We start from the raw sequence: 26,113 nt of genomic DNA, 5'->3' as shown, positions 1-26,113 counted from the left end.
AAGCAGATGACCACCAACCCCATTTCTGAGGCGCTGATCACCCTGGGGCGCGGGTACGTCCGCGATGCTCCCGGCACGTTTGGCAAGGCGCTCCTGGCGGAGAAGTACCTCAACGCCCATCTTCGGGATCATCCGCGAAGGCGCGTTACCCAGGCTCGGTTCGGTGCCCGCTTCGCGGTGGATACCCAGGACCTCATCCAGCGATATCTGTACCTGTTCGGTGTGTGGGAGCCGCACATGACGAGCTGGCTTCGGGGCCGGTTGAGGCGGGGGGACGTCTTCATCGACATCGGCGCCAACATCGGCGTCTTCAGCGTCCTGGCCTCGCAGCTCGTAGGCGACGAAGGCAAGGTGGTGGCTGTCGAGGCCTCGCCGGTGTTCCATCAGCGACTGTTGCAGCAGGCCCGCCTCAATGAGTGCCGCAACATCCGTGCGGTCAACGCCGCCGTGTCGGACAGCCAGAAGACGCTGACGTTCGTGCTCGCCAGCTCCCGCAACATGGGCGCCAACAGCATCGTGCCGTACGACGGCCCGGCGGAATCCACGTTCGAGATCGAGGCCCAGCCGTTGCCGGACCTGCTCGACGCCTCGGAGATCGCGAATGCCCGGGTCATCAAGATCGATGTGGAAGGTGCTGAGGGCGGGGTTGTCCGGGGGCTGGCTCCCCTCCTTGACAAACTGCGGCCGGACGCTGAAATCACCGTCGAGGTCACTCCGGAACGTATGGCCCAACTCGGGGATACAGCAGACGAGTTGCTCAAGACGATGACGGGGGCCGGCTTCCACGTCTATCGCCTGGACAACGACTATGCCCCCGGGAGCTACCCGTCGGCTGTACACGGGGGGCTTTCCGCTCCTGTGCGCTGGCGGGGACCCATCGAGGGCGAGAGCGACCTGATCTTTTCGCGGGTGGACGCCGAGACATTGACGTGACGTAGCCAATTCTGCTTCGTAGGCCGAAGTCTGATGGCCGACGAATCGACAGCGCGCCTCGCTGTCATCGTTTCGCAAGGTACATAGGCGTACATAGGCGCGCTTGTCGCACGGGCCTGTCGAAGTTCTGGCCATGCATTCAAGCCGCCGTCTGTCGAGACCGGACATGCAACCGTTCCGGCCTGGACGTACGTTGTCGGCCCGCTCAGTCGGAGATCGGGTAGTGCCAGCGGACGTACGCCAACGCCCTGGCCCTGGCCTCAACCACCGCCATGCGAGCTTCCCGTTCAGCGGGATCGACGTGCGAGGCCTGCCCCGTCGCCTGCCCTTCCCACTTCCGGTAGAGAAGCCCGACCTCCTGCGAGAACCATCCTCGACTGACGGCGTTCAGCGCGAGCAGCAGACCGGTGTCCTCGGACGCCGGCAACGCCATCCAGCCACCCAGGGCGAGCAGGAGGTCGCGGCGAACGAAGAGCGTCGCAGGGTGAACCTGCGCGCGGAAACCATTCGCCTTCCAATACTCGAGCACGGCTCCGCGCTCGATCGGACCGTTGTCGGGGTCCCCAGGGAAGCCGACTGTCGAGCCGTCCGGCATGAAGTCCAGGACGCGTGAGGTCGCCCACCCGATGGTGCGGTCGCCTTCGAGGACGGCCAGGTCGCGGGCCAGGGCGCCCGGTGCGAGTTGGTCGTCGGCATCCAGCACCTTCACGTACTCGCCGTCGGCGTGCGCGAGCGCGACGGTACGGGCGACACCGGGGCCGCCGGGCCGCCCCTGCCGGAAGGTCACCCGAGCGTCGTCGGGCACGTGCGGGGCGACGCCATCCGTCATCCCGTCTTCCTGGATGACCCAGTGCCATTCCCAGCCGTCGGGCAACTCCTGTTCGCACAGCGACTTGTAGGCCTCTTGCAGGAACGGGGCCGAAGGAGCGTGGACAGCGGTGACGATGATGATGCGCCGGCTCACGGCAGCACTCACCACCTTTCCAGGGGAGTGGTGAAGAGCAGCTCCGTGCGGTCGCCGGGAAGCGTGACGTCGGAGATGTCCACAACGCGGTCATTGATGTCGTACGACGTCTTGCGGAGCAGGATCACCGACGTCCCGGCCGGCAGGTCCAGCTCCCTCGCTTCCTCCGGTGTCGGCGGACGGGCGGTGAAGCGCTCCTCGACGCGGTCCAGCTCGATGCCGACGGTGTAGAGCTGGTTCTGTGTGCCTCCCGGCCAGGGCTCCTTGGTTTCGTCCAGGAGGTCGGGGTTCGCCGCGACCATGTCGCGGACGAGGTAGGAGGTCACGAGGTTGAACGGGGCACTCTCGGCGGCGTATCGCGTCCGGTAGGTGCGCTCGACGAGCGCGGTACCTTCCGGTACGCCGAACGCGTCCGCGAGATCCTTGGGCGCCTTGACCTCGCGGTACTTCGCGTAGAAGACGAGGTCCTGGAGCTCAAGACCGGTGTCGTGCTCAGTGGCTCCGGTCTCGGCTCGCTTGGCCCTGTCCTTCCGCGCCCGGTCCTTCTCCCATTGGTGCCGCGAGTTGCAGCGGACGGCCGGCGTGCGGGGACGCCGGACGAAGTTGCCACGGCCGTGCTGCTTGTCGATCAGGCCTTCCTCGTTCAGCAGCCGGAGCGCGTTCTGAACAGTCGGCACGCTGCGCTTGTAGTGCGTCGCCAGATCCGTCTCCGACGGCAGGCGGTCACCGGGCTTGCGCTCACCCTCTCGGATCGACCGTCGGAGGTCGTCCGCGATCACTTCGTACGCCTTTGGCACTGGTGCTCACCGATCCGTCGTCCGAGGGCTGGCGTGCCAGCGACCGACAAGTCAGCAAGCCAACGAGTTCGGTCTCAGCCTATGACTCCTAAAGAAGTCTTGACGACTGGAGGAGGGCAAGGAAGAGCGGTCTCCCTGGCCCGGCCGGCGAGGGCCTCGCGCCCTGACTCGGCCGCTCAGCTCGCGATCGGCGATGTCGTCCGAGATCACAGCGACATGGCCTTCGGCACCGTGTTCGGCGTTGCCGACCACATCGACGGAAACCCAGAGCGCCCGGATTCCTGACATCAGCGCCGGACACCAATGCGTCCGAACGGCACCCGTCGGAGCCGAACCTCAGCGGCCGGCCAGCCGACCGGCAGAAGCGCAGCGCGGCACAAAGACCCTGGGGCTCGGCATGCGGAAGGCCCGGCGGCTCAGATGAGTCGCCGGGCCTTCGCCCTGTGTGGCTTTGTACGCAAGTTCGCCGCTACGTCAGGGGTGCCGTGGGGTGGGGTGCCGTGCGCTCAGCGCTGGAGGGGCGTGATGGGCTCCGTGACGACGTCCGCGTCGGCCTCGGTGATGGCCCGGAGGTCGCAGAGGGCGGCGAGGTCCGCCATGACGTCGTCGGCGGGCGGGCGGTGGCGGCAGCTCGGCGAGGAGCCGTGGGCCTCGGCGCGGATGCGTTGCTTCATCGTGGGGGGCAGGGCCCGGCTGGAGGACCAGGTCGAGGAGGGCATCGCCGGCGGCGTCAGGGAGGCTGCGCTGTTGCGCGCCGTCCCGGTCTGCGGTACGGCGGCGGCCGCGGTGGTCGTGATGAATCCCAGCGCCGTGCACAGCGCCAGGAAGGCGGTGACGATGGCGGTCCACAGCTTCATGGCCTTGTTCTCGGTCATGGCCCCTCACTTTCGGGTCAGGCGATTTGCGTACTTTCCTCATGATGTGTATGCGGGCCGCGAAGTGGTGGACCGACGCCCGTGGCGCGTCGATGTTCAGATGAACACCACCCGGATGGCCGCAAGAGACCCGAAAAGTCGGAGATAGTGGTGAAAGTCACTGTATGTGAGGCGCGATCACCCTGTGGTCACTCTGCGATCGCTCTGCGATCGGAGCGGTTGCGTCCGGTTCTATTGCTGCGTTCCGGGCGGGAGTTGAGGACCGATCCAGGGTCACCGATCGATATCGGTCGGTGTGTATAGTCGGGCGCCAGAGGTCCCCTACGTCAAGGAAAGACGAGGTCGCGCGGTGAAGAAGCTTCTCCTGGTCGCACTGGCCGCCATCGGCGGGCTCCTCGTGTACCGCCAGATCCAGGCGGATCGCGCCGAGCAGGATCTGTGGACGGAGGCGACTGACTCCGTGCCCACGGGTTCGTGAGCATCGACAACAGTCTCAGAGCAGACCCCGGCCGTCCTGCGGTCGGGGTTTTGTGTTGTCCGGCCTGCCGAGCGCGCTTCGGATGACGCTTCGAATTCACTCAGGCAAACGAGTTGATTGCTCGAGCAAAGTCTGCGTGTCGTGAGGGGCTCATGGGCGCGCCCTTTCGGCCGCGGGTACGGAAAGCACGGGTACCTCGGTGGCCTGCGGGGCAGGATGGGCCACGGCCCGAGGCCATGACCGGCGGACTGTGACAGCGGGCCATGGGCCATGGCGGCGGGCGATGACGACAGGCCGGGACGAGGGGGCGCGTGATGGGGCGGCGCAGGGTGAGCTGGCACGGCCGGGCGCTCGCGGCCGCCGCAGTGGCGCTGTGCGCGACACTCGCCGCGGCGGGCCAGGCCGCCGCAGTCGGCACTCATACCGTGGTGGCTGGTACGCACACCGCGGTCGCCGATACGCAGAGCACAGTCGCCGGTACGCGGAGCACGATGGCCGGTACGCGGAGCACGGTGGCCGGTACGCGGAGCACGGTGGCCGGTACGCGGAGCACGGTGGCCGGTACGCGGAGCACGGTGGCCGCCGCCACACCGACGCCGTACGCCTTCGCCGAGGACGCCACCACCGTCAAAGGCACCGCGGACACCACCGACTCCGTGCGGCTCGAGCCGGGCAAGACCTACAAGAGCTCCATAGGCGGGGACGGCAAGCTCTACTACCGCCTCGAACTGGACACCACATCCAACGCCTATGTCTCCGCCACCGTCGTCCCCAGGCCGGGGACGACGGTCTCCTACTCGGACGGCGTCAAGGTGTCCGTGCAGGACGGCAACAGCCGCCGCTGCTCCTTCTCCGGAACCGCCCACTTCGGCGCCAGCCAGAGCCCCCACCCCATCACCGCCTGGGCGTCGCGCGAAACGAGCGGCGACCAGTACGCCTGCCAGACGGCGGGCACGTACTACGTGGTCGTCGAGCGCAGTGGTACGACGGGCTCCTCGGCCGGCGACTGGGACCTGGAGCTCAACTATGTGTCGGAGCCCGGACTGAAGAAGGCGGCCGGTTCGACGAATGCTCCGGAGGTCTGGAACTCCGCGTCGCCCGACGCCCTGGCGGGGAACCCGAAGCACCGCAGGGGCGGCGCGGGCTTCACCACGGCGAGCTCGCTCGAGCAGGGAATCTGGCAGGACGGGATCAGCCCCGGACAGACGCTCTTCTACAAGGTGCCGGTCGATTGGGGACAACAGCTCTACGCCAGCGCGGACCTGGGCAGTTCGAGCCGCGGCAACGGCTACGTGGGCACCGCTCTCGTCATGTCCCTCTACAACCCCGTACGCGGCTTCGTCGACGACGTGGGCTCCGGATACGACGGCAGCCAGCGCTCGGCCACGCTCGATCCACTGCCTCCCGTCGCGTACGAGAACCGCTACGCCCTCAACGACCGCGTGAGCGGGATGCGGTTCGCGGGCTCGTACTACCTCGTGGTCCATCTCGCCGCGCAGGTCGCCGACAAAATCGGCGATGGGCCGTTCGGGCTGACGCTGCGCGTGCGCGTGGGCGGGACGGCGCGTACGGGGCCGGCGTACGCGGGGCGGGCAGAGCCCCGTGACGCGTTCGACGTTCCGGCGGCCGACTCCGACGAAGCGGCCGACGGCACGGCGGGCGGTGCGATCGGCACCGGTGGCGGGGGCGGTGGCGATGGGAACGGCACGATGAAGCTGGTCGCCGTGGGCGGGATCGGCACGGGGAGCGTGCTGGTGCTGGCGCTCGGCGTGTGGACGGTGGTCGCGCGGCGACGGGCGGTGCCGGTGCCGGCTCCGGAGGACGCGGATACGGCTTCGGCTCCGGTGCCGGCGCCCTGGGAGCGCGGGGCGCCACGGGGCTGGTAGGACGCGCCCCGCTCAGATCCGGCTCAGCGCCCAGAAACCCACCGCGAAGCAGGCCAGCGCGAGGAGCAACACCGGGACCGCCACCTTCGCAGGCGGCCCGGGACGCGGTCGCGCACGCCTCGCGCGGCGCCCCGAAACTGCCCCTGCCTGAAGCGGAACCTGCGGGGACCGAGCGGTGTATGAAGCAGTAGAGGCGTACACGCCGGCGGGCCGATGGGGGGAGGGCACTTGCGTGGGCGTAGGTGTGGGAGTGGGAAGGGCAGTGGGGGTTGGGGTGGGCTCGAAAGGCGGAGCGTAGAGGGGAGTTGGCCCCGGGAGCGCGACCGAGGTGGGGGGAGTGGGCGGCTGCTCGGGGCGTCGCGGATGGTGGGGGATGGGGTTCTGCTGGGTCTCTTGCCATGCCTGCTGGGGCTGGGGCTGCGATTGCCGCTGGGGTTGGGGTTCCGGCTGCGGCCGTGCGTCCGGAGCGGCCGACTGCGGTGGCGGCAGATGGAAGCTGCCGGTGTCCGACATCGTGGACGGTTGCGGGGGGACGGCGTCGGGGGCAGGTCGCTGAGGTACGTCACCGGGAGCCGGCTTCGGCCGTACGTTGCCGGGGACAGACTGCGGCTGTACGTCACTGGCAGGGGACTCGGGTCGTACGTGACCGGTGGCGGACTCTGGCTGTACGTGACCGGTGGCGGACTCCGGTGGTACGTGACCGGTGGGGAACTCCGGGCGTTCGCCATCGGTGCGGAGCTCCGGGTGTATGCCACCGGTGCCGGATCCCGGCCTGACGCTCCCGGAAGCGGCCTCTTGAGACAGCGTGCCCGAGCCGTGATGCCATGGCCCGGAGCCGGAGCCGGAGCCGGAGCCGGAGCCGGAGCCGGAGCCGGAGCCGGAGCCGAGCCCGTGGCCGGGGTTGGCGATAGGGCCAGTACCCGTGCTGGCACCAGAGCTGGAGCCCGGCTCATGACCAGAGTCAGAAGCCGAGCCATAGCCAGAGCCACGGTCAGAGCCGGACGCCAAGCCGGAGTCGCCTGTCGAGCCGGAGCCGGAGCCGGGGCTGGGGGTGGAGCCGGGGCTGGGGTTGGAGCTGGGGCTGGGCCACGACGATGTGTCGTCGGGCCCGAGTCGTGCCGCTGTAGGCGCGCCCGGACGCACCCCGGACGGCAGACCCCCCGCACTCACCCCCGGCGCGCCCTGAAGCGATCCCTCAGGGCCGAACCGCTCCCGAAGCGATCCCTCAGAGCCGAACCGCTCCCGAAGCGGTCCCTCCGGGCCGAACCCCTCCGGGAGCGGCCCGAGTTGGTCGAAGACCTCGACCAGTTCGTCGTCGGGGCCGGGCTCGGGCAGCAGCTCGGCGGCCGAGGCGAGCGCCTTGCGCGCCCCCGTGACGGTGCGGAAGCGGGCATGCGGGTCGGGCTGCAGAAGCGTGGCCACGACCTGCCACAGCGGCTCGGGTATGCCGCGCGGAGCGGACGGCGTGCCGTTCTCGGCGAAGTACTCGATCAACGCCTTGGCGTCGGGCTTGGCGCCCTCCAGCAGATAGAGGGCGACCAGACCCACGGCGAACAGGTCGGCGGGGAAGTCCGGCTCGGCGCCCATCATCTGCTCGGGCGCGAAGTAACCGGGCGTTCCCACCACGTAGTTGGTCTCTGTCAGCCGTGGTTCGCCCAGCCGCATCGCGATGCCGAAGTCGGACAGGCGCAGCCGTGGCCGGGCGGTGCCGGTCGCTTCGAGCAGCACGTTGGCGGGCTTGATGTCGCGGTGCACGACCCCCTCGGCGTGCACCGCGGCGACGCCCGCCAGCAGCTGGTCGAGCAGGACGCAGACGAAGGGAGGAGGCAGTGGGCCGTAGTCATTGACCAGGTGGACCAGGGAGCCCCCGGCGACCAGATCCATGGTGAACAGGACCTTGTCGTCGTCGGCGGCCCAGCTGGCGGGAGCGAGCACATGCGGATGGTCGATCCGCAGGGCCTGCTCCCGCACGAAGCGCAGCAGTGCGTGCGCGTCGCTCTGCTGCAGCACCTTGGCGGCCACATACCGGCGCCGCCGGTGGTCCCAGGCGCGCCAGACCGCACCGACTCCCCCGCGTCCGATCGGGTCGACCAGTTCGTACCGGCCGGCGAAGACCTCACCCATGGTCGTGCGTCGCTCCCCTTCGGCGGTCGGTCCGGAGACCTCTTCCGAGGTGCCCGGCTGCCTGAATCGCGGCGGCTGAAGGTGTAACGGGCCTTCAAGGGCCGGGCGTTCGGCGGCCGGGCGGCCTGCTCAGCTCTGGTGTGACTGGTAGTGCGCGACCGCGTCGGAGGTACGGCCGGCGCCGTACACCCGGAGGAACTCTGCCAGTTCCGGGTGGGTCGGGGCGAGGGTGTCCGCCGCCTCGATGATGTCACCGGCGGCTGCCACCGAGCGCAGCAGCGACTGGATCTCGCGGACCACCCGCTTGACCGTGGGCGCGCCCGAACTGGTCGTCGACTGCGTGGTGTTGCTGAGCACCGAGCCCCCCTGCGACTTCTTGATCTCGTCCATGCGCTCGGTCGCCTCGGCGGCGCTGACGCTGCCGTCCGCGACCTGCCCCGCCAGGTCCTGCAGCAGCTGCACACGCTGGACCACCGCGGGATTGCCGATCTTGGCGCGCTGACCGCTCATCAGCTGCGACAACATGGGCGCGGACAGGCCCAGCACCCCGGCAAGACGCGCCTGGTTGAGACCCAGATCGTCGATGAGCCTACGGAAGAGCGCCCCCAACGGCTCCCCGTACCAGTTCCGCTGCAGCTCCCGGGCTCTTGCGGTTGCTTCCTGCTGTGCGGCGTCCATTGCGTCTCCCCATCGCTTCCCCAAATACCGTGGTTCGCTGTAGCGAACCACGTCGAGCATCTTACGGAGAGTGGTCGTCCACGGGGACCCCCAATCTTTTTGCGAGATCCCGGGGGTGACCCGGTACTCTGGTCTGCGGCGCCCGTCGGCAGGTGGTTCTTGCGGCCGGACGCTCCTCTTCCGGGGCCTTAGCTCAGTTGGTAGAGCGCTGTCTTTGCATGGCAGATGTCAGGGGTTCGACTCCCCTAGGCTCCACACCTCGGACCGGTCAGGCGCCCCTTGTGGCGGCCTGGCCGGTTTTTGTATGTCCCATTTTCTTCCTTCAGCGGGCCCGATGGGGGCGGCTGTGGAGCCAAGGTGGTGCCGACACGAACATCGGTGGTGACGTGTGTCACAAAGGGGAGATTTGCAGGCGTTGCAATCCTTTGCGCAAATGGATGCGAGGAGTGACGCCAGTGCATCCGCTGCGCGGACGGCTGATGGGGCGCATGCGGGGGGTTCCCGTTGGTACCGGGGGCCTTGTGCGAACAGGTTCGGGCGGGCGTGCGTAGCCGGGTCAACGCACTCCGTTAACAAGATCTGCACGGATACTGCACACACAGGACATTGCAAACGTCATCGCGGGCAGCCTGCGTAAATCTGCCGCGCCGACGTTCGTGTGGCGGAGACGTGCCAGTTCCACGTGAAACATCGCCGTGGGGCAGGAGACCCCCAAGTCTCCTGCCCCACAGCGATGTTGAGGTCGCGCTCAGCGGCGGTCGTCGCGGTCCGCCGACTGCTCCTCGGCCTCCTTGGCCTGGACCTCGGGGTCCAGATCAGACTGTCCGCTGCCGTCGACCGACGTCAGACGGCCGGTCTCGGGCACCTCGGTCGCGGCAGGCGGCTCGACCAGCCAGTCGGGGTTGGCCTGCTTGTCCCACCACTTCCAGGCGGCGAAAGCGCCGACCGCCAGAATCCCGACGACCGCCAGCCCCTTGGCGAGACGGCCGACCTTCGCCCGCCGCTCGTGCTTCCGGGCGAGCTTCTGGATCTCCTTCGGTGAGACCTGACCACGCAGCGCGGCGATCGCCGCCACACCACGGGAGGCGGCCTCGTCCCGAACGGGCTGGGTCGCTGCCACCGCCTGCTCGATCCTCGGCTTGGAGTAGTCGGCGGCCTGACGAGCCGCCTTGCGCGTACGGACGGCGGCCTCATGAGCGGCGTGGTCGACCTTCGGCGGCACATGGGTACGGGCCTGCTCAAGGCGCGGCGCGAGATGGGCGTCGTACTGCACGCGGGCCTGTTCGGCGGCCTGCGACACCTTCGGTGCGAGCCGTACGCGTGCCTCGTGTGCGTAGTGCGAGGCTCGGTCCTTGGCCGTGTCGGCGTAAGGCGCCACCACTTCCGCGGCGTGCAGCACGCTGTCCTTCGCCGAGCCGGTCGCGGCGCGCACGCTGTCGATGCGGGTCACGGGTCTTCCTCCTCCTCGGTGGCGTACGTCGGGGGCCTGAGGTGCCCCCAATGACACACAGTTCACCTTTCCACCCTTATCGGGATCATGCCCGCCCGAGCGGTCCGGGGCATGCGAGGGCAGGCATCCGGGTCACGGGTACTGACTCCGGGTGACTCACCGCTACTGACTCCGGGTGACGTCAGAGCGAGAGCCGGTCAAATACCGATCAAGTGCAATAGCGGATTAATACGGGGCAACAGGAGCTTGTCGTCGACAATGCCACGGATCGCCGCGACGCGCCCCCGTCCCGGGGGGACTCGCCCGGTTTTCCGCAAGCGCGACGCACGGATATACGCCCAGAGGTGGTGGCCGGGCGACGCGCGGCCCGGTCCGTGCGAGGATCGGGGAGTCAAAAGAAGGCAACGGAAGGCAGATCGTGGCTGAGCAGCTTTACGCCACCCTGAAGACCAACCACGGCGACATCGAAGTCCGGCTCCTGCCGAACCACGCGCCCAAGACGGTCCGGAACTTCGTCGAGCTCGCCAAGGGCGAGCGTGAGTGGATCAACCCGGCCACCGGCGCGAAGTCCACGGACAAGCTCTACGACGGCACGGTCTTCCACCGGGTGATCAGCGGATTCATGATTCAGGGCGGTGACCCGCTGGGCAACGGCACCGGCGGCCCCGGCTACCAGTTCGAGGACGAGTTCCACCCGGACCTCGCCTTCGACAAGCCGTACCTGCTGGCCATGGCCAACGCCGGCCCGGGCACCAACGGCTCGCAGTTCTTCATCACCGTCTCCCCGACGGCCTGGCTGACCCGCAAGCACACCATCTTCGGCGAGGTCACCAACCCGGCCAGCCAGAAGGTCGTGGACGCCATCGCGAGCACCCAGACCAACCCGCGCACCGACCGCCCCGTCAACGACGTCGTCATCGAGTCGGTCGTCGTCGAGACCCGCGAGGGCTGAGCCCACAGGGCTCGCACCGCCGAGTCCAAAGGCTCCCGCAGGGAACCAAACGCCCCGTTCATCCGTAAGGATGGACGGGGCGGTGCGTTGCGCACACGGACCCTGTGTGCCCGCGCGCGAGCCGTCGTACGGAGATTGAGGGGACCCTATGGACCAGGCGCCAGGCAACCCGCAGGGCCCGCGGGATCAGGGACCACAGGACGCCCAGAGCCCGCCCACCTGCTACCGGCACCCGGACCGCGAGACCGGCATCCGCTGCACCCGCTGCGAGCGCCCGATCTGCCCCGAGTGCATGGTCAACGCCTCCGTCGGCTTCCAGTGCCCCGAATGCGTACGCCGCGGCTCCGGCACCGGCCACCCCCCGGCGGCCACCCAGCCCCGCACCCTCGCAGGCGGCACGGTCACCTCGGACCCCCGGCTCGTCACCAAGATCCTGATCGGCATCAACCTCGCCATCTTCCTGGTCCAGACGGCGGTGGGCGACAGCTTCACCGACCGCTTCGACCTCTTCGGACAGGCGCAGCTCTCCGGCGAACTCCAGGGCGTCGCCGAGGGCCAGTGGTACCGCATGCTGACGTCGATGTTCCTGCACGGCAGCTACGTCCACATCCTGTTCAACATGCTCAGCCTGTGGTGGATCGGCGGCCCCCTGGAAGCGGCCCTCGGCCGCGCCCGCTACCTCACCCTCTACTTCGTCTCGGGCCTCGCCGGCAGCGCGCTCTCCTACCTCCTGGCCGCGCCGAACCAGCCGTCGCTCGGCGCCTCCGGCGCGATCTTCGGACTCTTCGGCGCGACCGCCGTCCTCATGCGCCGGCTCAACTACGACATGCGCCCGGTTCTCGTCCTGCTGGCGATCAACCTGGTCTTCACCTTCAGCCCCGGATTCAACATCGCCTGGCAGGCGCACATCGGCGGCCTCGTCGCAGGCGTGGTCGTCGGCTACGCCATGGTCCACGCGCCGCGCGAGCGGCGGCCCCTCGTCCAGTACGGGGTGTCCGCCCTGGTCCTGGCGGCCGTGGTGGTCGCGACGCTGGTCAGGACCACTCAGCTCACCTAAGGACGCGCTCGGCTCACCTGAGGACGCTCTGAGCTCACCTGAGAAGCGATGTCGTCCACTGTTGTCCACAGATCGTGGCGGATCTTGTGCACGCTGTGTGGGAACAGCTGTGCCCCCTGTCGCTGACCTGAGTTTTCCCAGGTCGGACAGGGGGCGAACAGATTTGCTGATCCCGGTAGGTCAGTCACACCGGCGTCAACCCCGGATGGGTTATCCACAGATCGTCGTTCTTTTTCCACCTGTGGACAACGGCTGTGGATAACTCAGTGGATAACCCTGGGCAGAGCTGCCCCGGAGCTATGTCCGGGGCGCTACTTCCACTGCGTGGAGACGCCGAATCCCGCCGCGATGAAGCCGAAGCCGACCACGATGTTCCAGTTGTCGAGGGCGTCGATCGGAAGGGAGCCGTCCGTCACGTAGAAGACGACGATCCAGGCGAGGCCGATGAGGAACATGGCCAGCATGACCGGTGCGACCCAGCCGCGGCTGGTCAGCTTGATGTTGGTCGCCTGCTTCGCCGGGGGCGGCGTGTAGTCGGCCTTCTTGCGGATACGTGACTTCGGCACGAGGGTCTCTCCTGTCGATGCGCTGCGTGGCCGCGCAGGGTACTGGGGCGGGCTCCGGGGCAGCGTACAAGGGGACACTGATGCTCCCCCGGGCGTCCGTTAGCGTAGTGCTTCCGCGGCGCCGAAGGAGATAAGGGTACGTTGAGCAATTCTGCCGACTCCCCCGGGACGGGTTCCAGTCCGGGTTCCAGTCCTGCCGGTACGCGCCGTTTCCGGCCTGTACGCGTGCTCACCGCGGCCGTCTTCGCCCTCGCCGGCCTCATTTTCTTCACCAGCTTCAATACGGCCAAGGGCACCAATATCCGCACGGACACGTCCTTGCTGAAGCTGTCCGACCTGATCCAGGAGCGCAGTCACAAGAACGCGTCGCTGGACGAGTCCAACGGAGCCTTGCGCGATGACGTCGACGCCCTCGCCGGGCGTGAGGACAACAGCAGCAAGGCCGAGGACGCCAAGCTGGCCGCGCTGGAGGAGAACGCGGGTACCCAGAAGCTCAAGGGCAAGGCCGTCACGGTCACGCTCAATGACGCCCCGCCGAACGCCACGGCCAAGCTGCCCGGCTATCCCGAGCCGCAGCCCGACTACCTGGTCATCCACCAGCAGGACCTGCAGGCGGTGGTGAACGCCTTGTGGCAGGGCGGCGCGAAGGGCATCAAGGTGATGGATCAGCGGCTGATCTCCACCAGCGCTGTGCGCTGCGTCGGCAACACCCTGATCCTCCAGGGCCGCGTCTACTCACCCCCGTACAAGATCACCGCGGTCGGTGACCCCGAGAAGCTTCAGAAGGCGCTCGCCGCTTCTCCGGCGATCCAGAACTACATGGTGTACGTCAACGTCTACGGGCTCGGCTGGAAAGTCGAGGAGGACGGGACGGTGACTCTTCCCGGCTACTCGGGCACAGTGGATCTCCACTACGCGAAGCCTGTGGAGTAGCTGAAGCAGCTGCCGCTGGGGGGACCTTGTGTCGGTGCGAGTGGTCGTCAGGACGATCAGCGAACTGTGCATCACCGTCGGCACCCTGATCGTGCTCTTCGTGGTCTACGTGCTGTTCTGGACGGGCATGAAGGCCGACAGTGCGATGGACCACCAGATCGATGTGCTCCAAAAGCGGTGGTCGAAGGGGTCGGTCGGCCAGGATCCGAAGGCCCCCTCGGGTGCCCCGGTCACAGCGAGCCCGAAGGCGCCCGGCCCCTACGCCTATGGCCAGCCCTTCGCGGTGATGTACATCCCGCGGCTTGGTTTCACGTGGAACAAGCCCGTGCTCGAAGGCACTGCCACGAGCGTCCTCAAGAAGGGGCTCGGTCACTACCGGGGCACGGCCCAGCTCGGGCAGACGGGGAACTTCGCGGTCGCCGGCCACCGGCGCACGTACGGCGATCCCTTCAAGGACTTTCCCGAACTGCGCCGCGGTGACGCGGTGGTGCTGACCGACGGGACGACCTGGTTCACGTATCGGATCGACAAAGGCCCCTACAAAACGCTGCCCTCGGACATTGAGGTGATCGACCCTGTGCCACGTAAGTCCGGGTACACGCGGCCGGGCCGCTACCTCACGCTGACCACGTGCGACCCGGAGTGGGGACACAGTCACCGGCTGATCGTCTGGGCACACCTTGATTCGACACAGCCTGTGGAGGCTGGGAAACCGCAGGCTCTACGCCGTTAGTCTGGTGCAGTACGGCATGAGTCCGATGGTGTGTGTGATGTGACTCCGGTGCCGTGGTGCGACGGAAGGGACGGCATGTACGGCTGGATCTGGCGGCATCTGCCGGGGAACGTATGGGTGAGGGCGCTGATCTCACTCGTACTGGTCCTCGCGGTGGTCTACGTGCTCTTCCAGTACGTCTTCCCGTGGGCCGAACCGCTGCTTCCCTTCAACGACGTGACGGTGGACAACCAGTGAGCGCGCGCATCCTCGTCGTGGACAACTACGACAGCTTCGTCTTCAACCTGGTCCAGTACCTCTACCAGTTGGGCGCCGAGTGCGAGGTGCTGCGCAACGACGAGGTGTCGACCGCGCACGCGCAGGACGGCTTCGACGGGGTGCTCCTGTCACCGGGGCCGGGCGCTCCCGAGCAGGCCGGGGTCTGCATCGACATGGTCCGGCACTGCGCGGCGACCGGGGTCCCCGTCTTCGGCGTCTGTCTCGGCATGCAGTCGATGCAGGTGGCGTACGGCGGTGTCGTGGATCGCGCGCCCGAGCTGCTGCACGGCAAGACGTCGCTGGTGGAGCACCACGGCAAGGGCGTTTTCGCGGGTCTGCCGTCGCCCTTCACCGCCACGCGCTACCACTCGCTGGCGGCCGAGCCGGAGACCGTGCCGGACGAGCTGGAGGTCACGGCCCGTACCCACGACGGCATCATCATGGGCCTCAGACACCGTGAACTGCCCGTCGAGGGCGTGCAGTTCCACCCCGAGTCGGTGCTGACCGAGCATGGCCACCGGATGCTCGCCAACTGGCTGGTGGAGTGCGGCGACAAGGTGGCCGTGGCGAGGTCGGCGGGGCTCGCCCCGGTGGTGGGCAGGGCCACGGCGTGACCGCGCTGCGCCCCGAGCGCGACAGCTCCCCCTACGGCGGCGAGGCCGCGTACGGGGGCGCCGAAGCGTTCGAGGGCGCGGGAGCCTTTGAGACCGCGGTCGAGCGGCTAGCGGACCCGCTGACGGATCCGCTGCCGGGGCAGCCGCGGAGCGGGCAGCAGGAGGAGTGGTACGACCCGGAGGGGTACGCACGCGACTGGTACGCGGGCCAGAACCCTGCGCAGCCGCAGCCGCAGCCGCAGCCGCAGTTCCAGGCCCAGGCCCCGGCACAGCAGTCGGTAGCGCCGGCGTACGAGGAGACGTACTCCCCGCCGTACGAAGGGCCGGTGGCCGTCCCGTACGAGGAGCCGGTGGCCGCTCCCTATGAGGAACCCGCCGTCGCTCCCTTGCCGTTGGACGACGAGACGGTGGCCCTGCGGGTACCCGACCCGCCACGCACGGCCGAGAGGGAGTCCATACCCGCGCCAGGGGGCCGTGCGGCGCGGCGCAAGGCGGCCCGGCGCCATGGGCGGCACGGAGGCCCTCAGGAGCCCCAGGAGGCTCACGAGTCCCAGGGGTCGGCGAGGAACTCCACCAAGGCCGCTGAAGCGCCTCTCAGCCGGCTGGAGGCCCGGCGGGCGGCGCGGGCGCGGAAGCCCAGTGCGGGTGTCATCGCGAGCCGCGTGATCGGCGAGGTGTTCATCACCACCGGTGTGCTGATGCTGCTGTTCGTGACGTATCAGCTGTGGTGGTCGAACGTGCGGGCGCATCAGCAGGCGGGCAGCGCCGCGCATCACCTCCAGGAGGACTGGGCGCAGGGCAGGCGGAACCCGGGGACGTTCGAGCCGGGGCAGGGGTTCGCCATCCTGCACATCCCGAGGCTCGACGTGGTCGCGCCGATCGCGGAGGGTACGAGCAAGCCGAAGGTGCTCGACCGCGGGATGGTGGGTCACTACGGCGAGGGCGCGACCAAGACCGCGATGCCGGACGCCAAGACGGGCAACTTCGGGCTCGCGGGGCACCGCAACACGCACGGCGAGCCGTTCCGGTACATCAATCAACTCAAACCGGGCGACAAGATAGTGGTCGAGACACAGGACGACTACTACGTCTACGAGATGACGTCGATCCTGCCGGTGACGCCGCCGAGCAACACGAGCGTGCTCGACCCGGTACCCAAGGGGTCGACTTTCACCAAGCCGGGCCGCTACATCACACTGACCACTTGCACGCCGGAGTTCACCAGCAAGTACCGGATGATCGTCTGGGGCAAGATGGTCGAGGACCGGCCGCGCAGCAAGGGCAAGCCGGACGCGCTCGTCAGCTGAGAGCACGTGAGACAACCTGAGACAGACCAGACGGGGCAGATGCACAGTGGCAGCGAGGACCGACCACGACGAGCGTGCCGAATCCGCAGCCGAGGCCGGCTCGGCCGCGCCCGCACCGCGACGCCACGGCTCCGGCCGCATCGCGAGGGCGGTCAGCGTCTTCGGTGAACTCCTCATCACCGCGGGTCTGGTGCTCGGCCTGTTCGTCGTCTACTCCCTGTGGTGGACGAACGTCGTCGCGGACCGCGCGGCGCACAAGCAGGGCGACAGGGTCCGCGACAGCTGGGCGCAGGACAAGGGCGGCCCGGGGGCGCTGGACACCAAGGACGGCATCGGCTTCCTGCATGTCCCGGCGATGAAGAACGGCGAGGTGCTCGTCGAGAAGGGCACGTCGACCAAGGTCCTCAACGACGGCGTCGCCGGCTACTACACGGACCCCGTCAAGGCGTCCCTGCCGATGACAGGCAAGAACGGCAACTTCACCCTCGCCGCCCACCGCGACGGCCACGGCGCCAAGTTCCACAACATCGACAAGATCGAAAAGGGCGACCCGATCGTCTTCGAGACCAAGGACAAGTGGTACGTCTACAAGGTCTACGACATCCTCCCGGAGACCTCGAAGTACAACGTCAAGGTCCTCCAGCAGGTCCCCGAGCAGTCCGGCAAGAAGAAGCCCGGCCACTACATCACCCTGACGACCTGCACCCCCGTCTTCACCTCCCGCTACCGCTACGTCGTCTGGGGCGAACTGGAGCGCGTGGACAAGGTGGACAGCGACCGCACGCCGCCGAAGGAACTGCGTTAGCGTCGTCGTGAGATGACTATGTCGGGAGTGACACGTTGTCACTCCCGACATGAGCTGGGCCCGAAGCCGCAACTAGCTCTTGCGGCTTCGGGCCCTTCTGCGCAGCCGTGTAGCTACTCCAGAACTGCCAGTGCTGCTCCGGCGCTCCACTCCTCAAGCAGTCCGCGGTGTACGACGGTGACGCCGCCGTCGGTGGCGACGTTCAGGGCGTCAGGGGTGAAGGGGCACGTCGCGACGAAGAGAGCTACCTCCGAGGTGTGCAGAACCTTGGCCGCCCCGACGAACTTCTGCACGTCAGGACTGGTGACAGAGAGGTAGGGCGCGAACCGCTTGCACTGGACGGCGACGTGCCGCCCGTCGGCCGTACGTCCGGTGATGTCGATGCCGCGGTCTCCACGGCCGCCTCGTAGGACCACATCGGTGCAGCCGTCGCGTCGCAGCAGTTCCGCGACGTACTCCTCGAACTCGCGACCGTTCATGGCGTCGATGGACGCCATGACTCCGGCGAGAGGGCGCTCTTCCCGTGGGCCTTCCAGTCGCTGCAGCCGAGCGTGGTGCTGGCGGAGCCTCCGCTCGACGGTCTGAACCCCCGCTCGCAGTGCGATCAGTTCCCTGCGGTGCTCGCCCGATGTTTCGATCAGGGCGTTGAACATCGGGACGACAGTCTTGCCCAGGATGTGGGTGATGCGCTGGTCGATGCGGTCGTCGAGGGAGCTGGCGTCGCTGTGGACAGAGTTATCCACAGGTTGAGTGCGCGCCATGTACTCCATGTCGAGGAGGTACGTACGCACTTGACGTGCGACTTCGCTGTCCCGGAGCAGCATGGCGACGTTGAGGACAGCGCGGCGGGAGAAGATCGCGAGAGAGGCTGTGCGTGACTGGATGCCACTGAGTTGCTTGAAGTAACTCAGTTCTGAGCCTGTCAGAACTCGGTACCCGTTCACTTCCAGCTCGGTTCGGTGGTCGTGAACGAGGGCTCGGATGGCCTCCACCGTGACGCTGAAGTACGTCGCGACCATCGCCGTCGTCACATGCATACCGTCCGGCAGTAGCGACAGCGCCTTCACTCTGTAGAGCACGTCCGTGCGCTCCAGGGTGCTGTCCCGCAGGGCCTTCGATTCCAGGAGAGCCGCCTCGTCGATCACGTTCTGCCCCTTCTACTTGTGTCGTGGCCGGGGGGCCGGGGCAGAGCTCTGTTTCTCCACCCACCCCTTTAACGAAGGGGTGGGTATGAAGATGTGGTCGGGCTTCGCATGAGTGATCGATCAACTGGCATGCCGTCCGGCAGTACCTCCGGGGCACGCGGGTCTACGACACGAAACCGGGCCCGAAGTCGCAATTCCCCTTGCGACTTCGGGCCCGGTTTCTACCGCGCTTTATTCGGGTTGTTTCGTCGTATCGCGCGGATCAGCTTCAGCTGGTGACGTTGTATTTGAATCCGCTGAACTTGTCGCCGCTCTTGATGAGCGAAACCCGCACCCCGACCTTGATGTTCTCGGGAACCTTGCTCGGGAAGCACTCGTACTTGTGAGAGCCTCCACCCTGAGTGGTGTGGAGCTGGGCAAGAGTCTCGTAGGTGCTCATGCGGAAAACGTGGATCTCGACGTTGTAACCGTCCTTCTGGTTGTCGTAAACCGTCAGGCAGTCGCCGTCGTGACCGAAGGCTCCCTGGCCACCGGGATCCCAGTCGGTCGTGTAGACCCAGCCGCTGTTGGTTCCCGCCGAAGCCGTTCCTGACGCGAGGAATGCCAGCGAGCACGCGGCGCCGAGTACGGCCAAAATTCGCTTTTTGATTGTTCTACCCCCGGATCTGGTCGGGCGGAGAATTTCCCGCCCGACCCAAATATTAGCGATTTGCGAGAAGTTGATCAACGCGATTCCGAACGCTTACTCGTGACATGGGACACGGGACATGAGAAGGGCCCCGGCACTCCCAAGAGTGTCGGGGCCCTTCGTATCGGTTGCCCGATATCGGTCCTTGGTACGGGACTACCCTCCGGTTGTGCCGCCGAAGATGTTGGTGCCGCCGTCGTTGTTTCCGTTCCCGCCCGCCGCGGTCAGGTTGACCGGGGTGTCCTTGGGGACCTGGCTGCCAGGTTGCTGGTCCTGCGCGACGACGATGGCGTTGTCGTCCGTCGAACCGCTGATAGTGCCGACCTGCAGATTCGCCTCCCGGATGGCCTTCTGCGCTTCCTTGACCGTCAGACCCTGCAGGGTTGGGACGGTCGCCAGCTCCTGCTCCTTGGCCTTGCCGATCTGGATCGACACCTTAGAGCCGGGGTCGGCCTGGGCGTTGGCCGCCGGGACCGTCTGGATGACCTTGCCCACCTGGTTGGGGTCGTCGGTCTCCACGTCAGTGCATTCGCCGACGAGGTTGCTGGCCGTCATCTGCTGCGTGGCCTCGTCACAGGACTTGCCGGTGACGTCGGGTACGACGACCTGCTTCTTCTCCTCGGCGACGGTCAGGGTGATCTTGGACCCCTTCTCCACCTCCGAGCCCGGGTCCGGAGTCTGCGCGAGGACCGTGCCGGGCTTTTCGCTGGATTCCCTGGTCTTCGTCTCGACATCGAACCGGTACTTGTCGGCTTCGAGCTGAGACGTCGCAGCGTCGACGTCCTCGTCGATCACGTTCGGCACGACGACCTTCGGCGCCCCGGTCGACACGACCACATTGATCGTGTCGCCCTTCTTCACCTGCGTCCCCGCGACCGGGTCCTGGGTGCAGACGTTGCCCTTGGGTTCCTTCTCGCAGGGCTTCCTGGTGGGATTCAGCTTCAGATCGCGGTTCTCCGCCATCTTCTGGGCGTCGCCCAACGTCTGGCTGACGAAGTTGGGGGCCTTGAACGAGTCTTCGGTCACACCGCCGCCCCCGAACGCCCACTTGCCGATCAGGATCGCGCCGACGAGGACCAGGATGCCCGCCACGACCAGGAGGATCGTGGAGGTGTTGGACTTCTTCTGGCGGCGGCGGTCGGGGCGGTCGTCGTAGCTGTAGCCGCCGTCGTCCGGGTTCATCGGGGGCAGCATGGACGTGGCCTGTGCGTCCGTGGAGCGCAGGGCCGTGGTCGGCTGGTCGTCGGGGTACCCGCCGTAGCCGACCGAGCCCATGGCGGCCGTCGCCGCGACAGGCTGGCCGTCGAGGCAGGCCTCGATGTCGGCGCGCATCTCGTCGGCGGACTGGTAGCGGTAGTCCGGGTCCTTGACCAGTGCCTTCAGGACGATCGCGTCCATCTCGGGCGTGATCTCGGGGTCGAAGACGGAAGGCGGCTGGGCCTCCTCCCGGACGTGCTGATAGGCCACCGCGACCGGGGAGTCGCCCACGAACGGCGGGCGGACGGTCAGGAGCTCGTACAGCAGGCAGCCGGTCGAGTAGAGGTCCGAGCGGGCGTCGACCTGCTCGCCCTTCGCCTGCTCCGGCGACAGGTACTGGGCCGTGCCGATGACCGCCGCGGTCTGCGTCATCGTCATGCCGGAGTCGCCCATCGCGCGGGCGATGCCGAAGTCCATCACCTTGACCTGGCCGTTGCGCGTCAGCATGACGTTCGCGGGCTTGATGTCGCGGTGGACGATGCCGTTGCGGTGCGAGTACTCGAGCGCCTGGAGGATGCCGATGGTCATCTCCATGGCGCGCTCGGGCAGCAGCTTGCGGCCCGAGTGCAGCAGCTCGCGCAGCGTGGACCCGTCGACATACTCCATCACGATGTACGGGATGGACGTGCCGTCGATGTAGTCCTCACCCGTGTCGTACACGGCGACGATCGCGGGATGGTTGAGCGAGGCGGCCGACTGGGCCTCCCGGCGGAACCGGGCCTGGAACGACGGGTCGCGTGCGAGGTCCGCCCGCAGCGTCTTCACCGCCACGGTGCGGCCGAGCCGGGTGTCATGCGCGAGGTAGACCTCCGCCATGCCACCACGGCCGAGCACCTGGCCCAGCTCGTACCGGCCGCCGAGGCGACGCGGCTCTTCCATAGCTACCTACCAGCCCTCTCCGTCGGTCCCGACCGCACCTTTGTGTGGTCCGGCGGTGTGCTGTCCGGGCATACCGTACCCGGCTCCGCTTCTGTGACCTGGCCAAGACCGTCACCCGATACAGGACCGGTATCGCAACGTGCACCGATGTGAAGACGGCGTGAGCGGGGTCACTTCTTGCTGTCGATGACTGCCTTCATCACGTCCCTTGCGATGGGCGCGGCGAGGCCGCCACCCGAGATGTCGTCACGGTTGGCGCTGCCGTCCTCGACCACGACGGCCACGGCGACCGGCGAGCTGCCGTCGCTGAGCTTGGCGTACGAGATGAACCAGGCGTACGGCTTCTCGCTGTTGTCGATGCCGTGCTGGGCGGTACCCGTCTTGCCGCCGACGGTCACGTCGGGGATCTGGGCCTTGGTGCCGGTGCCCGACTGGATCACCGTCTCCATCATCGACTGGAGGACCTGGGCGTTCTTCTCGGACAGCGGCTGGCTCAGCTTCTGCGGGTCGGTGTGCTCGATGACGTCCAGGTTGTGGGTGCTCAGCTCGCTGACCATGTACGGCTTCATCAGCGTGCCGTCATTGGCGACGGCGGAGGCCACCATGGCCATCTGCAGCGGGGTCGCGGCGGTGTTGTACTGGCCGATCGAGGACAGCGCCGTCTGCGACTTGTTCATGCCGTCGGAGAAGACCGACGCGCTGGAGCGGATCGGGGTGAACTGCTCGGAGCCGAAGCCGAACTTCTTGGCCTCTTCCAGCATCTTGTCGTTGCCGAGGTCCGAGCCGACCTTGCCGAAGACCGTGTTGCAGGAGACCTTGAGCGCGACCCGCAGGGTGGCGTTCTTGCAGGGCAGGTTGCCCTCGTTGGGCAGTTCGGTCGTGGTGCCGGGCATGGTCCACGGGTCCGGCGAGTCCGTCTTGGTGTCCGCGTCGGGGACCAGCCCGTTCTCCAGGGCCGCGGCCGCGGTGACGACCTTGAAGGTGGAGCCCGGCGGGTAGGTCTCGCGCAGCGCCCGGTTGAGCATCGGGTCGTCGGGGTTGTTCTTCTTCTGGAGCTTGTCCCAGGCCTTGGCGTCCGTCGTGGTGGAGTTCCCGGCGAACGTGGAGGGGTCGTACGACGGCGTGGAGGCCAGTGCCAGGATCGCGCCGGTCTTCGGGTCGATCGCGGCGACGGCGCCCTTCTTGTTGCCCAGGCCCTCGAAGGCGGCCTTCTGCGCGGCGCCGTTGAGGGTGGTGACGACGTTGCCGCCCTGCTTCTTCTTGCCCGTGATCATGTCGAGGGTGTTGCGGAAGAAGAGCCGGTCGTCGTTGCCGGTGAGGATGCCGTCGTCGATCTTTTCGAGCTGGTTGGCGCCGAAGGCCTGTGAGGCGTACCCGGTGACCGGCGCCCACATCGGCCCGTTCTTGTAGGTGCGCTTGTACTCGTAGTCGCTGCTCTTGGACTTCACGGACCCGGTGATCGGGTCGCCGTCCACGATGATGTCGCCGCGCGGTGTGGCGTACCGCTCGATGTTCACGCGGCGGTTGGCCGTGTCGGTGCGCAGTTCGTCGGCCTGGACGTACTGGAGCCAGTTGTCGCGGATGAGCAGGGCGAGGACGAGGAGCCCGCAGAAGATCGCGATCCGGCGCAGGGGCTTGTTCACGGGCGGACCACCTGGGTCATCTCGGCGTCGGGGTTGGGGGCGGGAGCGGGCGCCGGGCGGCGTGCGGTGTCGCTGATGCGGATCAGGATGCCGATGAGGGCCCAGTTGGCGATGACGGAGGAACCGCCGTACGCCAGGAACGGCATCGTCATACCGGTGAGCGGGATCAGGCCCATGACGCCGCCCGCGACGACGAAGACCTGGAGGCCGAAGGCACCGGAGAGCCCCACGGCGAGGAGCTTGCCGAAGGGGTCGCGGGCCGCGAGCGCCGTACGGATGCCTCGCTCGACGATCAGGCCGTAGAGCAGCAGGATCGCCATGACTCCGGCCAGGCCCAGTTCCTCGCCGAAGGTGGCGAGGATGAAGTCGGAGTTGGCGGCGAACCGGATGAGTTCGGAGTGGCCCTGGCCCCATCCGGTGCCGAGGGTGCCGCCGGAGCCGAACGCCCACAGGGCCTGCATGGCCTGCTCGGAGTGGATGATGCCGTCGTTGGTGCCGGCGCGGCTGAGCGTGTACTCGCGCATCGGGTCGAGCCAGGCCTGGACACGGGTCTGGACGTGCGGTTCGAAGCTGGCCACGCCGACGGCGCCGGCCGCGGACATCAGCAGACCGAAGACGATCCAGCTGGTCCGCTCGGTGGCGACGTACAGCATGATGACGAACATTCCGAAGAACAGCAGCGACGTACCGAGGTCGGTCTCGAACACCAGGATGAGGATCGAGATCATCCAGACGACGATGATCGGGCCGAGGTCGCGGCCGCGCGGCAGGTACAGGCCCATGAAGCGGCGGCTGGCCAGTGCCAGCGCGTCCCGCTTCACCATCAGGTAGCCGGCGAAGAAGATCGCCAGCACGATCTTGGCGAACTCACCGGGCTGGATGGTGAAGCTGCCGACCTGGATCCAGATCTTGGCGCCGTAGGTGATGTTGGCGCCGAGGCCTGGGACCAGCGGGAGCAGCAGCAGGAACAGCGCGCCCGCCATGGAGATGTACGTGTAGCGCTGCAGGGTGCGGTGGTCCTTGAGGAAGATCAGCGCGGCGACGAACAGGGCGATGCCCATCGCGGTGTAGATCAGCTGGTTGGTGGCCTTGCCGCCGGCCACGCCGATGGACTGCAGCAGCTTGGACTGGTCCAGTCGCCAGATCGCGACGAGCCCGAGCCCGTTCAGCAGCGTGGCCAGGGGCAGCAGCAGCGGGTCCGCGTACGGGGCGAACTTCCGTACGACGAGATGGGCGACTCCGGCCAGCAGTCCGAGGCCCAGGCCGTAGCCCAGCAGGCCGGACGGCACCTGGTCGTCGAGGGCGAGGCCTACGTTGGCGTAGGCGAACACCGGGATGACGACGGCGAACACCAGGAGCGCCAGCTCGGTGTTGCGCCGGCTCGGTGTGCCGATCGAGCCGATCGTGGACGTGTGGTGCGTCGGCGTGTTCGTGCTACTGCTCATCGTGTGACAGGGCCCCTCACGGCTGCTTACTGCTTACCGCACAGCGAGACCAGCTTCTGCTCTTCGTCGGAGAGGCTGGGGCCGGGTGTGGGAGTGGGTGCGGTCGTGGACTTGGAGGACGACGGTGCCGAGTTCGTCGGGGTCGGCGTCGGGCTGGACGTGGCCTTGGACGTCAGGGAGGTCTTTGTGGTTCCCGTGGTCCCGCCGGCCTCGCCCTCACCGGTCTTCGCGTTGTTCTCGGTCTCGGCGGCGCGGCGCTCGGCGTCCTTCTTGCACGCGGAGGCCTGCACGGCGAGCTCGTCGACCTTCGACTGGGCGTCGCTGAGGCCGCCTTCGGCGATGGTCGCCTTGACCTGCTTCTGCTGGTAAGGCGGCAGGTACTTGAGTTCGATCTCGGGGTGGTCCTTCTCCACCTTCGAGAGCGAGACCCAGGCCAGGTCCTGGCTGATGCCCCGGTACAGCGCGACGTGCTCGTCCTTGGTGCCGACGTAGTACTGCGTCTGCGTCCAGCGGTAGCCGCCGTACAGGCCGCCGCCGATGACGGCGAGCGCCAGCGTGATGTAGAGGGATCTCTTCAGCCACTTGCGTCCGGCGCGCGGTTTGACGAAGTCCTCGTCGGAGTAGTCGCCGAAGCCGCCGGTGGGCACATAGCCGGTGGTGTCGCCGCTGCCGGGCGGGCCGAACTCGCCGCCGCCGCCCTGTCCGGGCACCGGCCGGCCGAGGCTGGAGGCGCGGCCCGCGGGCGTCTGCATGGCGCCGTTGTCGTGCAGCTGGTGCTGGTTCTCGGCGACCGCGCCCACCACGACCGGGGTGTCGGAGAGCTGCCCGGCGAGGGTGTCTCCGGAGTCGATGTCGAGGACGTCGGCCACGATGACCGTGATGTTGTCGGGGCCGCCGCCGCGCAGCGCGAGCTGGATGAGCTCCTGCACGGTCTCCTGCGGGCCCTGGTAGCTGGCGAGGGTGTCCTCCATCGTCTGATGGGAGACGACCCCGGACAGCCCGTCGGAGCAGATCAGGTACCGGTCGCCGGCGCGGACTTCGCGGATGGAGAGGTCGGGCTCGACGTGGTCGCCACTGCCCAGCGCGCGCATCAGCAAGGAGCGCTGCGGGTGGGTGGTGGCTTCTTCCTCCGTGATGCGTCCCTCGTCGACGAGGCGCTGCACCCAGGTGTGGTCCTGGGTGATCTGCGTCAGTACGCCGTCACGCAGCAGGTAGGCGCGGGAGTCACCGACGTGCACGAGACCGAGCCGCTGGCCGGTCCACAGCAGAGCGGTGAGCGTGGTGCCCATCCCCTCCAGCTGGGGATCCTCCTCGACCATCATCCTGAGCTGGTCGTTGGCGCGCTGCACGGCGGTGCCGAGCGAGGTGAGGATGTCGGAGCCGGGCACGTCGTCGTCGAGGGCGACGATGGTGGAGATCACCTCGGAGGAGGCGACCTCACCGGCGGCCTGGCCGCCCATTCCGTCGGCGATCGCGAGCAGGCGCGGACCGGCGTAGCCGGAGTCCTCGTTGCCCTCGCGGATCATGCCTTTGTGCGATCCGGCGGCGAAGCGCAGTGACAGACTCATGCGCACCTCGCCCGTCGGCTCCGGGTACATCCGCACGGTGCCCACCCTCCGGTCGGGAGCGCGCCGGGGCCCGTCGTG

24 protein-coding genes and 1 tRNA gene are annotated in these 26,113 nt (G+C 67.8%); 12 read left to right on the top strand and 13 right to left on the bottom strand.

Annotated features, from left to right (window positions below; translation table 11 throughout):
• Nucleotides 1-6 precede the first annotated feature (6 nt).
• Entirely contained in the window at nt 7-933 is a 927-nt protein-coding gene (locus ACFY0T_RS24885) for an FkbM family methyltransferase (protein WP_388874494.1), read from the top strand.
• A 205-nt stretch (nt 934-1,138) separates the two neighbouring features.
• On the opposite strand, the gene ACFY0T_RS24880 is transcribed toward ACFY0T_RS24885, so the two are convergent.
• The 3 genes from ACFY0T_RS24880 to ACFY0T_RS24870 all read right to left on the bottom strand — a co-directional run bounded on the left by ACFY0T_RS24880 (nt 1,139) and on the right by ACFY0T_RS24870 (nt 3,569).
• Nucleotides 1,139-1,897, bottom strand: coding sequence for a glycosyltransferase family 2 protein (locus ACFY0T_RS24880; protein WP_388874491.1), 759 nt, complete (start codon nt 1,895-1,897; stop codon nt 1,139-1,141).
• A gap of 8 nt (nt 1,898-1,905) precedes the next feature.
• Complete coding sequence (locus ACFY0T_RS24875) at nt 1,906-2,694, bottom strand: GntR family transcriptional regulator (protein ID WP_388874488.1); 789 nt, start codon at nt 2,692-2,694, stop codon at nt 1,906-1,908.
• A gap of 506 nt (nt 2,695-3,200) precedes the next feature.
• Nucleotides 3,201-3,569: a DUF6344 domain-containing protein gene (locus tag ACFY0T_RS24870; protein WP_388874486.1), complete on the bottom strand. Its 369-nt coding sequence runs from the start codon at nt 3,567-3,569 to the stop codon at nt 3,201-3,203.
• Nucleotides 3,570-3,918: 349 nt separating this feature from the next.
• On the opposite strand from ACFY0T_RS24870, the gene ACFY0T_RS24865 reads away from it, so the two are divergent.
• Together ACFY0T_RS24865 and ACFY0T_RS24860 are read left to right on the top strand one after the other, a co-directional pair.
• Nucleotides 3,919-4,047 (top strand): DLW-39 family protein, encoded by a 129-nt coding sequence (locus ACFY0T_RS24865; protein WP_003999697.1) that lies wholly within the window; start codon nt 3,919-3,921, stop codon nt 4,045-4,047.
• 314 nt (nt 4,048-4,361) lie between these two features.
• Nucleotides 4,362-5,933 carry a hypothetical protein gene (locus ACFY0T_RS24860; RefSeq protein WP_388874483.1) on the top strand — a complete coding sequence of 524 codons (1,572 nt, stop codon included), beginning with the start codon at nt 4,362-4,364 and terminating at the stop codon, nt 5,931-5,933.
• Nucleotides 5,934-5,945: 12 nt separating this feature from the next.
• Here the strand turns inward: ACFY0T_RS24860 and ACFY0T_RS24855 are convergent, their stop codons facing one another.
• Nucleotides 5,946-8,057, bottom strand: coding sequence for a protein kinase (locus ACFY0T_RS24855; RefSeq protein ID WP_388874480.1), 2,112 nt, complete (start codon nt 8,055-8,057; stop codon nt 5,946-5,948).
• A 129-nt stretch (nt 8,058-8,186) separates the two neighbouring features.
• The gene (locus tag ACFY0T_RS24850) at nt 8,187-8,735 is read right to left on the bottom strand and encodes a DNA-binding protein (protein ID WP_362023614.1); all 549 of its coding nucleotides are present in this window, start codon (nt 8,733-8,735) and stop codon (nt 8,187-8,189) included.
• A 182-nt stretch (nt 8,736-8,917) separates the two neighbouring features.
• Between ACFY0T_RS24850 and ACFY0T_RS24845 the strand changes: the two genes are divergently transcribed.
• Nucleotides 8,918-8,990: transfer RNA gene (locus ACFY0T_RS24845), tRNA-Ala, on the top strand.
• A 493-nt stretch (nt 8,991-9,483) separates the two neighbouring features.
• Here the strand turns inward: ACFY0T_RS24845 and ACFY0T_RS24840 are convergent.
• The gene (locus ACFY0T_RS24840; RefSeq protein WP_388874477.1) at nt 9,484-10,185 is read right to left on the bottom strand and encodes a DUF5324 family protein; all 702 of its coding nucleotides are present in this window, start codon (nt 10,183-10,185) and stop codon (nt 9,484-9,486) included.
• Nucleotides 10,186-10,603: 418 nt separating this feature from the next.
• On the opposite strand from ACFY0T_RS24840, the gene ACFY0T_RS24835 reads away from it, so the two are divergent.
• Nucleotides 10,604-11,137, top strand: a complete 534-nt coding sequence (locus tag ACFY0T_RS24835; RefSeq protein WP_388874475.1) for a peptidylprolyl isomerase — start codon at nt 10,604-10,606, stop codon at nt 11,135-11,137.
• 148 nt (nt 11,138-11,285) lie between these two features.
• Entirely contained in the window at nt 11,286-12,194 is a 909-nt protein-coding gene (locus ACFY0T_RS24830; RefSeq protein WP_388874472.1) for a rhomboid family intramembrane serine protease, read from the top strand.
• 311 nt (nt 12,195-12,505) lie between these two features.
• On the opposite strand, the gene crgA is transcribed toward ACFY0T_RS24830, so the two are convergent.
• Nucleotides 12,506-12,760 carry a cell division protein CrgA gene (gene crgA, locus ACFY0T_RS24825; RefSeq protein ID WP_189187114.1) on the bottom strand — a complete coding sequence of 85 codons (255 nt, stop codon included), beginning with the start codon at nt 12,758-12,760 and terminating at the stop codon, nt 12,506-12,508.
• A gap of 141 nt (nt 12,761-12,901) precedes the next feature.
• Between crgA and ACFY0T_RS24820 the strand changes: the two genes are divergently transcribed.
• From ACFY0T_RS24820 to ACFY0T_RS24795, 6 genes are all read left to right on the top strand, one after another.
• Nucleotides 12,902-13,693: a DUF881 domain-containing protein gene (locus ACFY0T_RS24820; protein ID WP_388874467.1), complete on the top strand. Its 792-nt coding sequence runs from the start codon at nt 12,902-12,904 to the stop codon at nt 13,691-13,693.
• A 34-nt stretch (nt 13,694-13,727) separates the two neighbouring features.
• Nucleotides 13,728-14,426 (top strand): class E sortase, encoded by a 699-nt coding sequence (locus ACFY0T_RS24815; RefSeq protein ID WP_388874464.1) that lies wholly within the window; start codon nt 13,728-13,730, stop codon nt 14,424-14,426.
• Between the two features lie 75 nt (nt 14,427-14,501).
• Nucleotides 14,502-14,663 carry a hypothetical protein gene (locus ACFY0T_RS24810; RefSeq protein ID WP_046727640.1) on the top strand — a complete coding sequence of 54 codons (162 nt, stop codon included), beginning with the start codon at nt 14,502-14,504 and terminating at the stop codon, nt 14,661-14,663.
• Complete coding sequence (locus ACFY0T_RS24805) at nt 14,660-15,298, top strand: aminodeoxychorismate/anthranilate synthase component II (RefSeq protein ID WP_388874462.1); 639 nt, start codon at nt 14,660-14,662, stop codon at nt 15,296-15,298. Before ACFY0T_RS24810 ends, ACFY0T_RS24805 begins: the two co-directional genes overlap by 4 nt.
• Entirely contained in the window at nt 15,295-16,605 is a 1,311-nt protein-coding gene (locus ACFY0T_RS24800) for a class E sortase (RefSeq protein WP_388874460.1), read from the top strand. Before ACFY0T_RS24805 ends, ACFY0T_RS24800 begins: the two co-directional genes overlap by 4 nt.
• A gap of 46 nt (nt 16,606-16,651) precedes the next feature.
• Complete coding sequence (locus ACFY0T_RS24795; RefSeq protein ID WP_388874457.1) at nt 16,652-17,410, top strand: class E sortase; 759 nt, start codon at nt 16,652-16,654, stop codon at nt 17,408-17,410.
• Nucleotides 17,411-17,523: 113 nt separating this feature from the next.
• Here ACFY0T_RS24795 and ACFY0T_RS24790 read toward each other — a convergent pair whose 3' ends face one another.
• The 6 genes from ACFY0T_RS24790 to ACFY0T_RS24765 form a co-directional block, all read right to left on the bottom strand.
• Complete coding sequence (locus ACFY0T_RS24790; RefSeq protein WP_388874441.1) at nt 17,524-18,555, bottom strand: restriction endonuclease; 1,032 nt, start codon at nt 18,553-18,555, stop codon at nt 17,524-17,526.
• A 268-nt stretch (nt 18,556-18,823) separates the two neighbouring features.
• Nucleotides 18,824-19,189, bottom strand: a complete 366-nt coding sequence (locus ACFY0T_RS24785) for a hypothetical protein (RefSeq protein WP_388874438.1) — start codon at nt 19,187-19,189, stop codon at nt 18,824-18,826.
• 210 nt (nt 19,190-19,399) lie between these two features.
• Entirely contained in the window at nt 19,400-21,379 is a 1,980-nt protein-coding gene (gene pknB, locus ACFY0T_RS24780) for a Stk1 family PASTA domain-containing Ser/Thr kinase (RefSeq protein WP_388874435.1), read from the bottom strand.
• A gap of 170 nt (nt 21,380-21,549) precedes the next feature.
• On the bottom strand, nt 21,550-23,022 hold the full coding sequence (locus tag ACFY0T_RS24775; protein WP_388874432.1) for a peptidoglycan D,D-transpeptidase FtsI family protein: 1,473 nt from the start codon (nt 23,020-23,022) through the stop codon (nt 21,550-21,552).
• Complete coding sequence (locus tag ACFY0T_RS24770) at nt 23,019-24,467, bottom strand: FtsW/RodA/SpoVE family cell cycle protein (protein WP_388874430.1); 1,449 nt, start codon at nt 24,465-24,467, stop codon at nt 23,019-23,021. Before ACFY0T_RS24770 ends, ACFY0T_RS24775 begins: the two co-directional genes overlap by 4 nt.
• A gap of 26 nt (nt 24,468-24,493) precedes the next feature.
• Entirely contained in the window at nt 24,494-26,065 is a 1,572-nt protein-coding gene (locus tag ACFY0T_RS24765) for a Stp1/IreP family PP2C-type Ser/Thr phosphatase (RefSeq protein WP_388875139.1), read from the bottom strand.
• Nucleotides 26,066-26,113 lie beyond the last annotated feature (48 nt).

Origin of the sequence: Streptomyces sp. NPDC001530, assembly GCF_042894545.1 — a bacterium.
Lineage (GTDB): Bacteria > Actinomycetota > Actinomycetes > Streptomycetales > Streptomycetaceae > Streptomyces.
This window is presented reverse-complemented; position numbering and strand designations above follow the sequence as displayed.

Bases quoted from the DNA above. Each gene is read 5' to 3' on its own strand.
- ACFY0T_RS24810 (WP_046727640.1), top strand. From the start codon at position 14,502: ATGTACGGCTGGATCTGGCGGCATCTGCCGGGGAACGTATGGGTGAGG.
- pknB (WP_388874435.1), bottom strand. From the start codon at position 21,379: ATGGAAGAGCCGCGTCGCCTCGGCGGCCGGTACGAGCTGGGCCAGGTG.
- ACFY0T_RS24860 (WP_388874483.1), top strand. From the start codon at position 4,362: ATGGGGCGGCGCAGGGTGAGCTGGCACGGCCGGGCGCTCGCGGCCGCC.
- ACFY0T_RS24830 (WP_388874472.1), top strand. From the start codon at position 11,286: ATGGACCAGGCGCCAGGCAACCCGCAGGGCCCGCGGGATCAGGGACCA.
- ACFY0T_RS24770 (WP_388874430.1), bottom strand. From the start codon at position 24,467: ATGAGCAGTAGCACGAACACGCCGACGCACCACACGTCCACGATCGGC.
- ACFY0T_RS24850 (WP_362023614.1), bottom strand. From the start codon at position 8,735: ATGGACGCCGCACAGCAGGAAGCAACCGCAAGAGCCCGGGAGCTGCAG.
- ACFY0T_RS24885 (WP_388874494.1), top strand. From the start codon at position 7: ATGACCACCAACCCCATTTCTGAGGCGCTGATCACCCTGGGGCGCGGG.
- ACFY0T_RS24855 (WP_388874480.1), bottom strand. From the start codon at position 8,057: ATGGGTGAGGTCTTCGCCGGCCGGTACGAACTGGTCGACCCGATCGGA.
- ACFY0T_RS24765 (WP_388875139.1), bottom strand. From the start codon at position 26,065: ATGTACCCGGAGCCGACGGGCGAGGTGCGCATGAGTCTGTCACTGCGC.
- ACFY0T_RS24870 (WP_388874486.1), bottom strand. From the start codon at position 3,569: ATGACCGAGAACAAGGCCATGAAGCTGTGGACCGCCATCGTCACCGCC.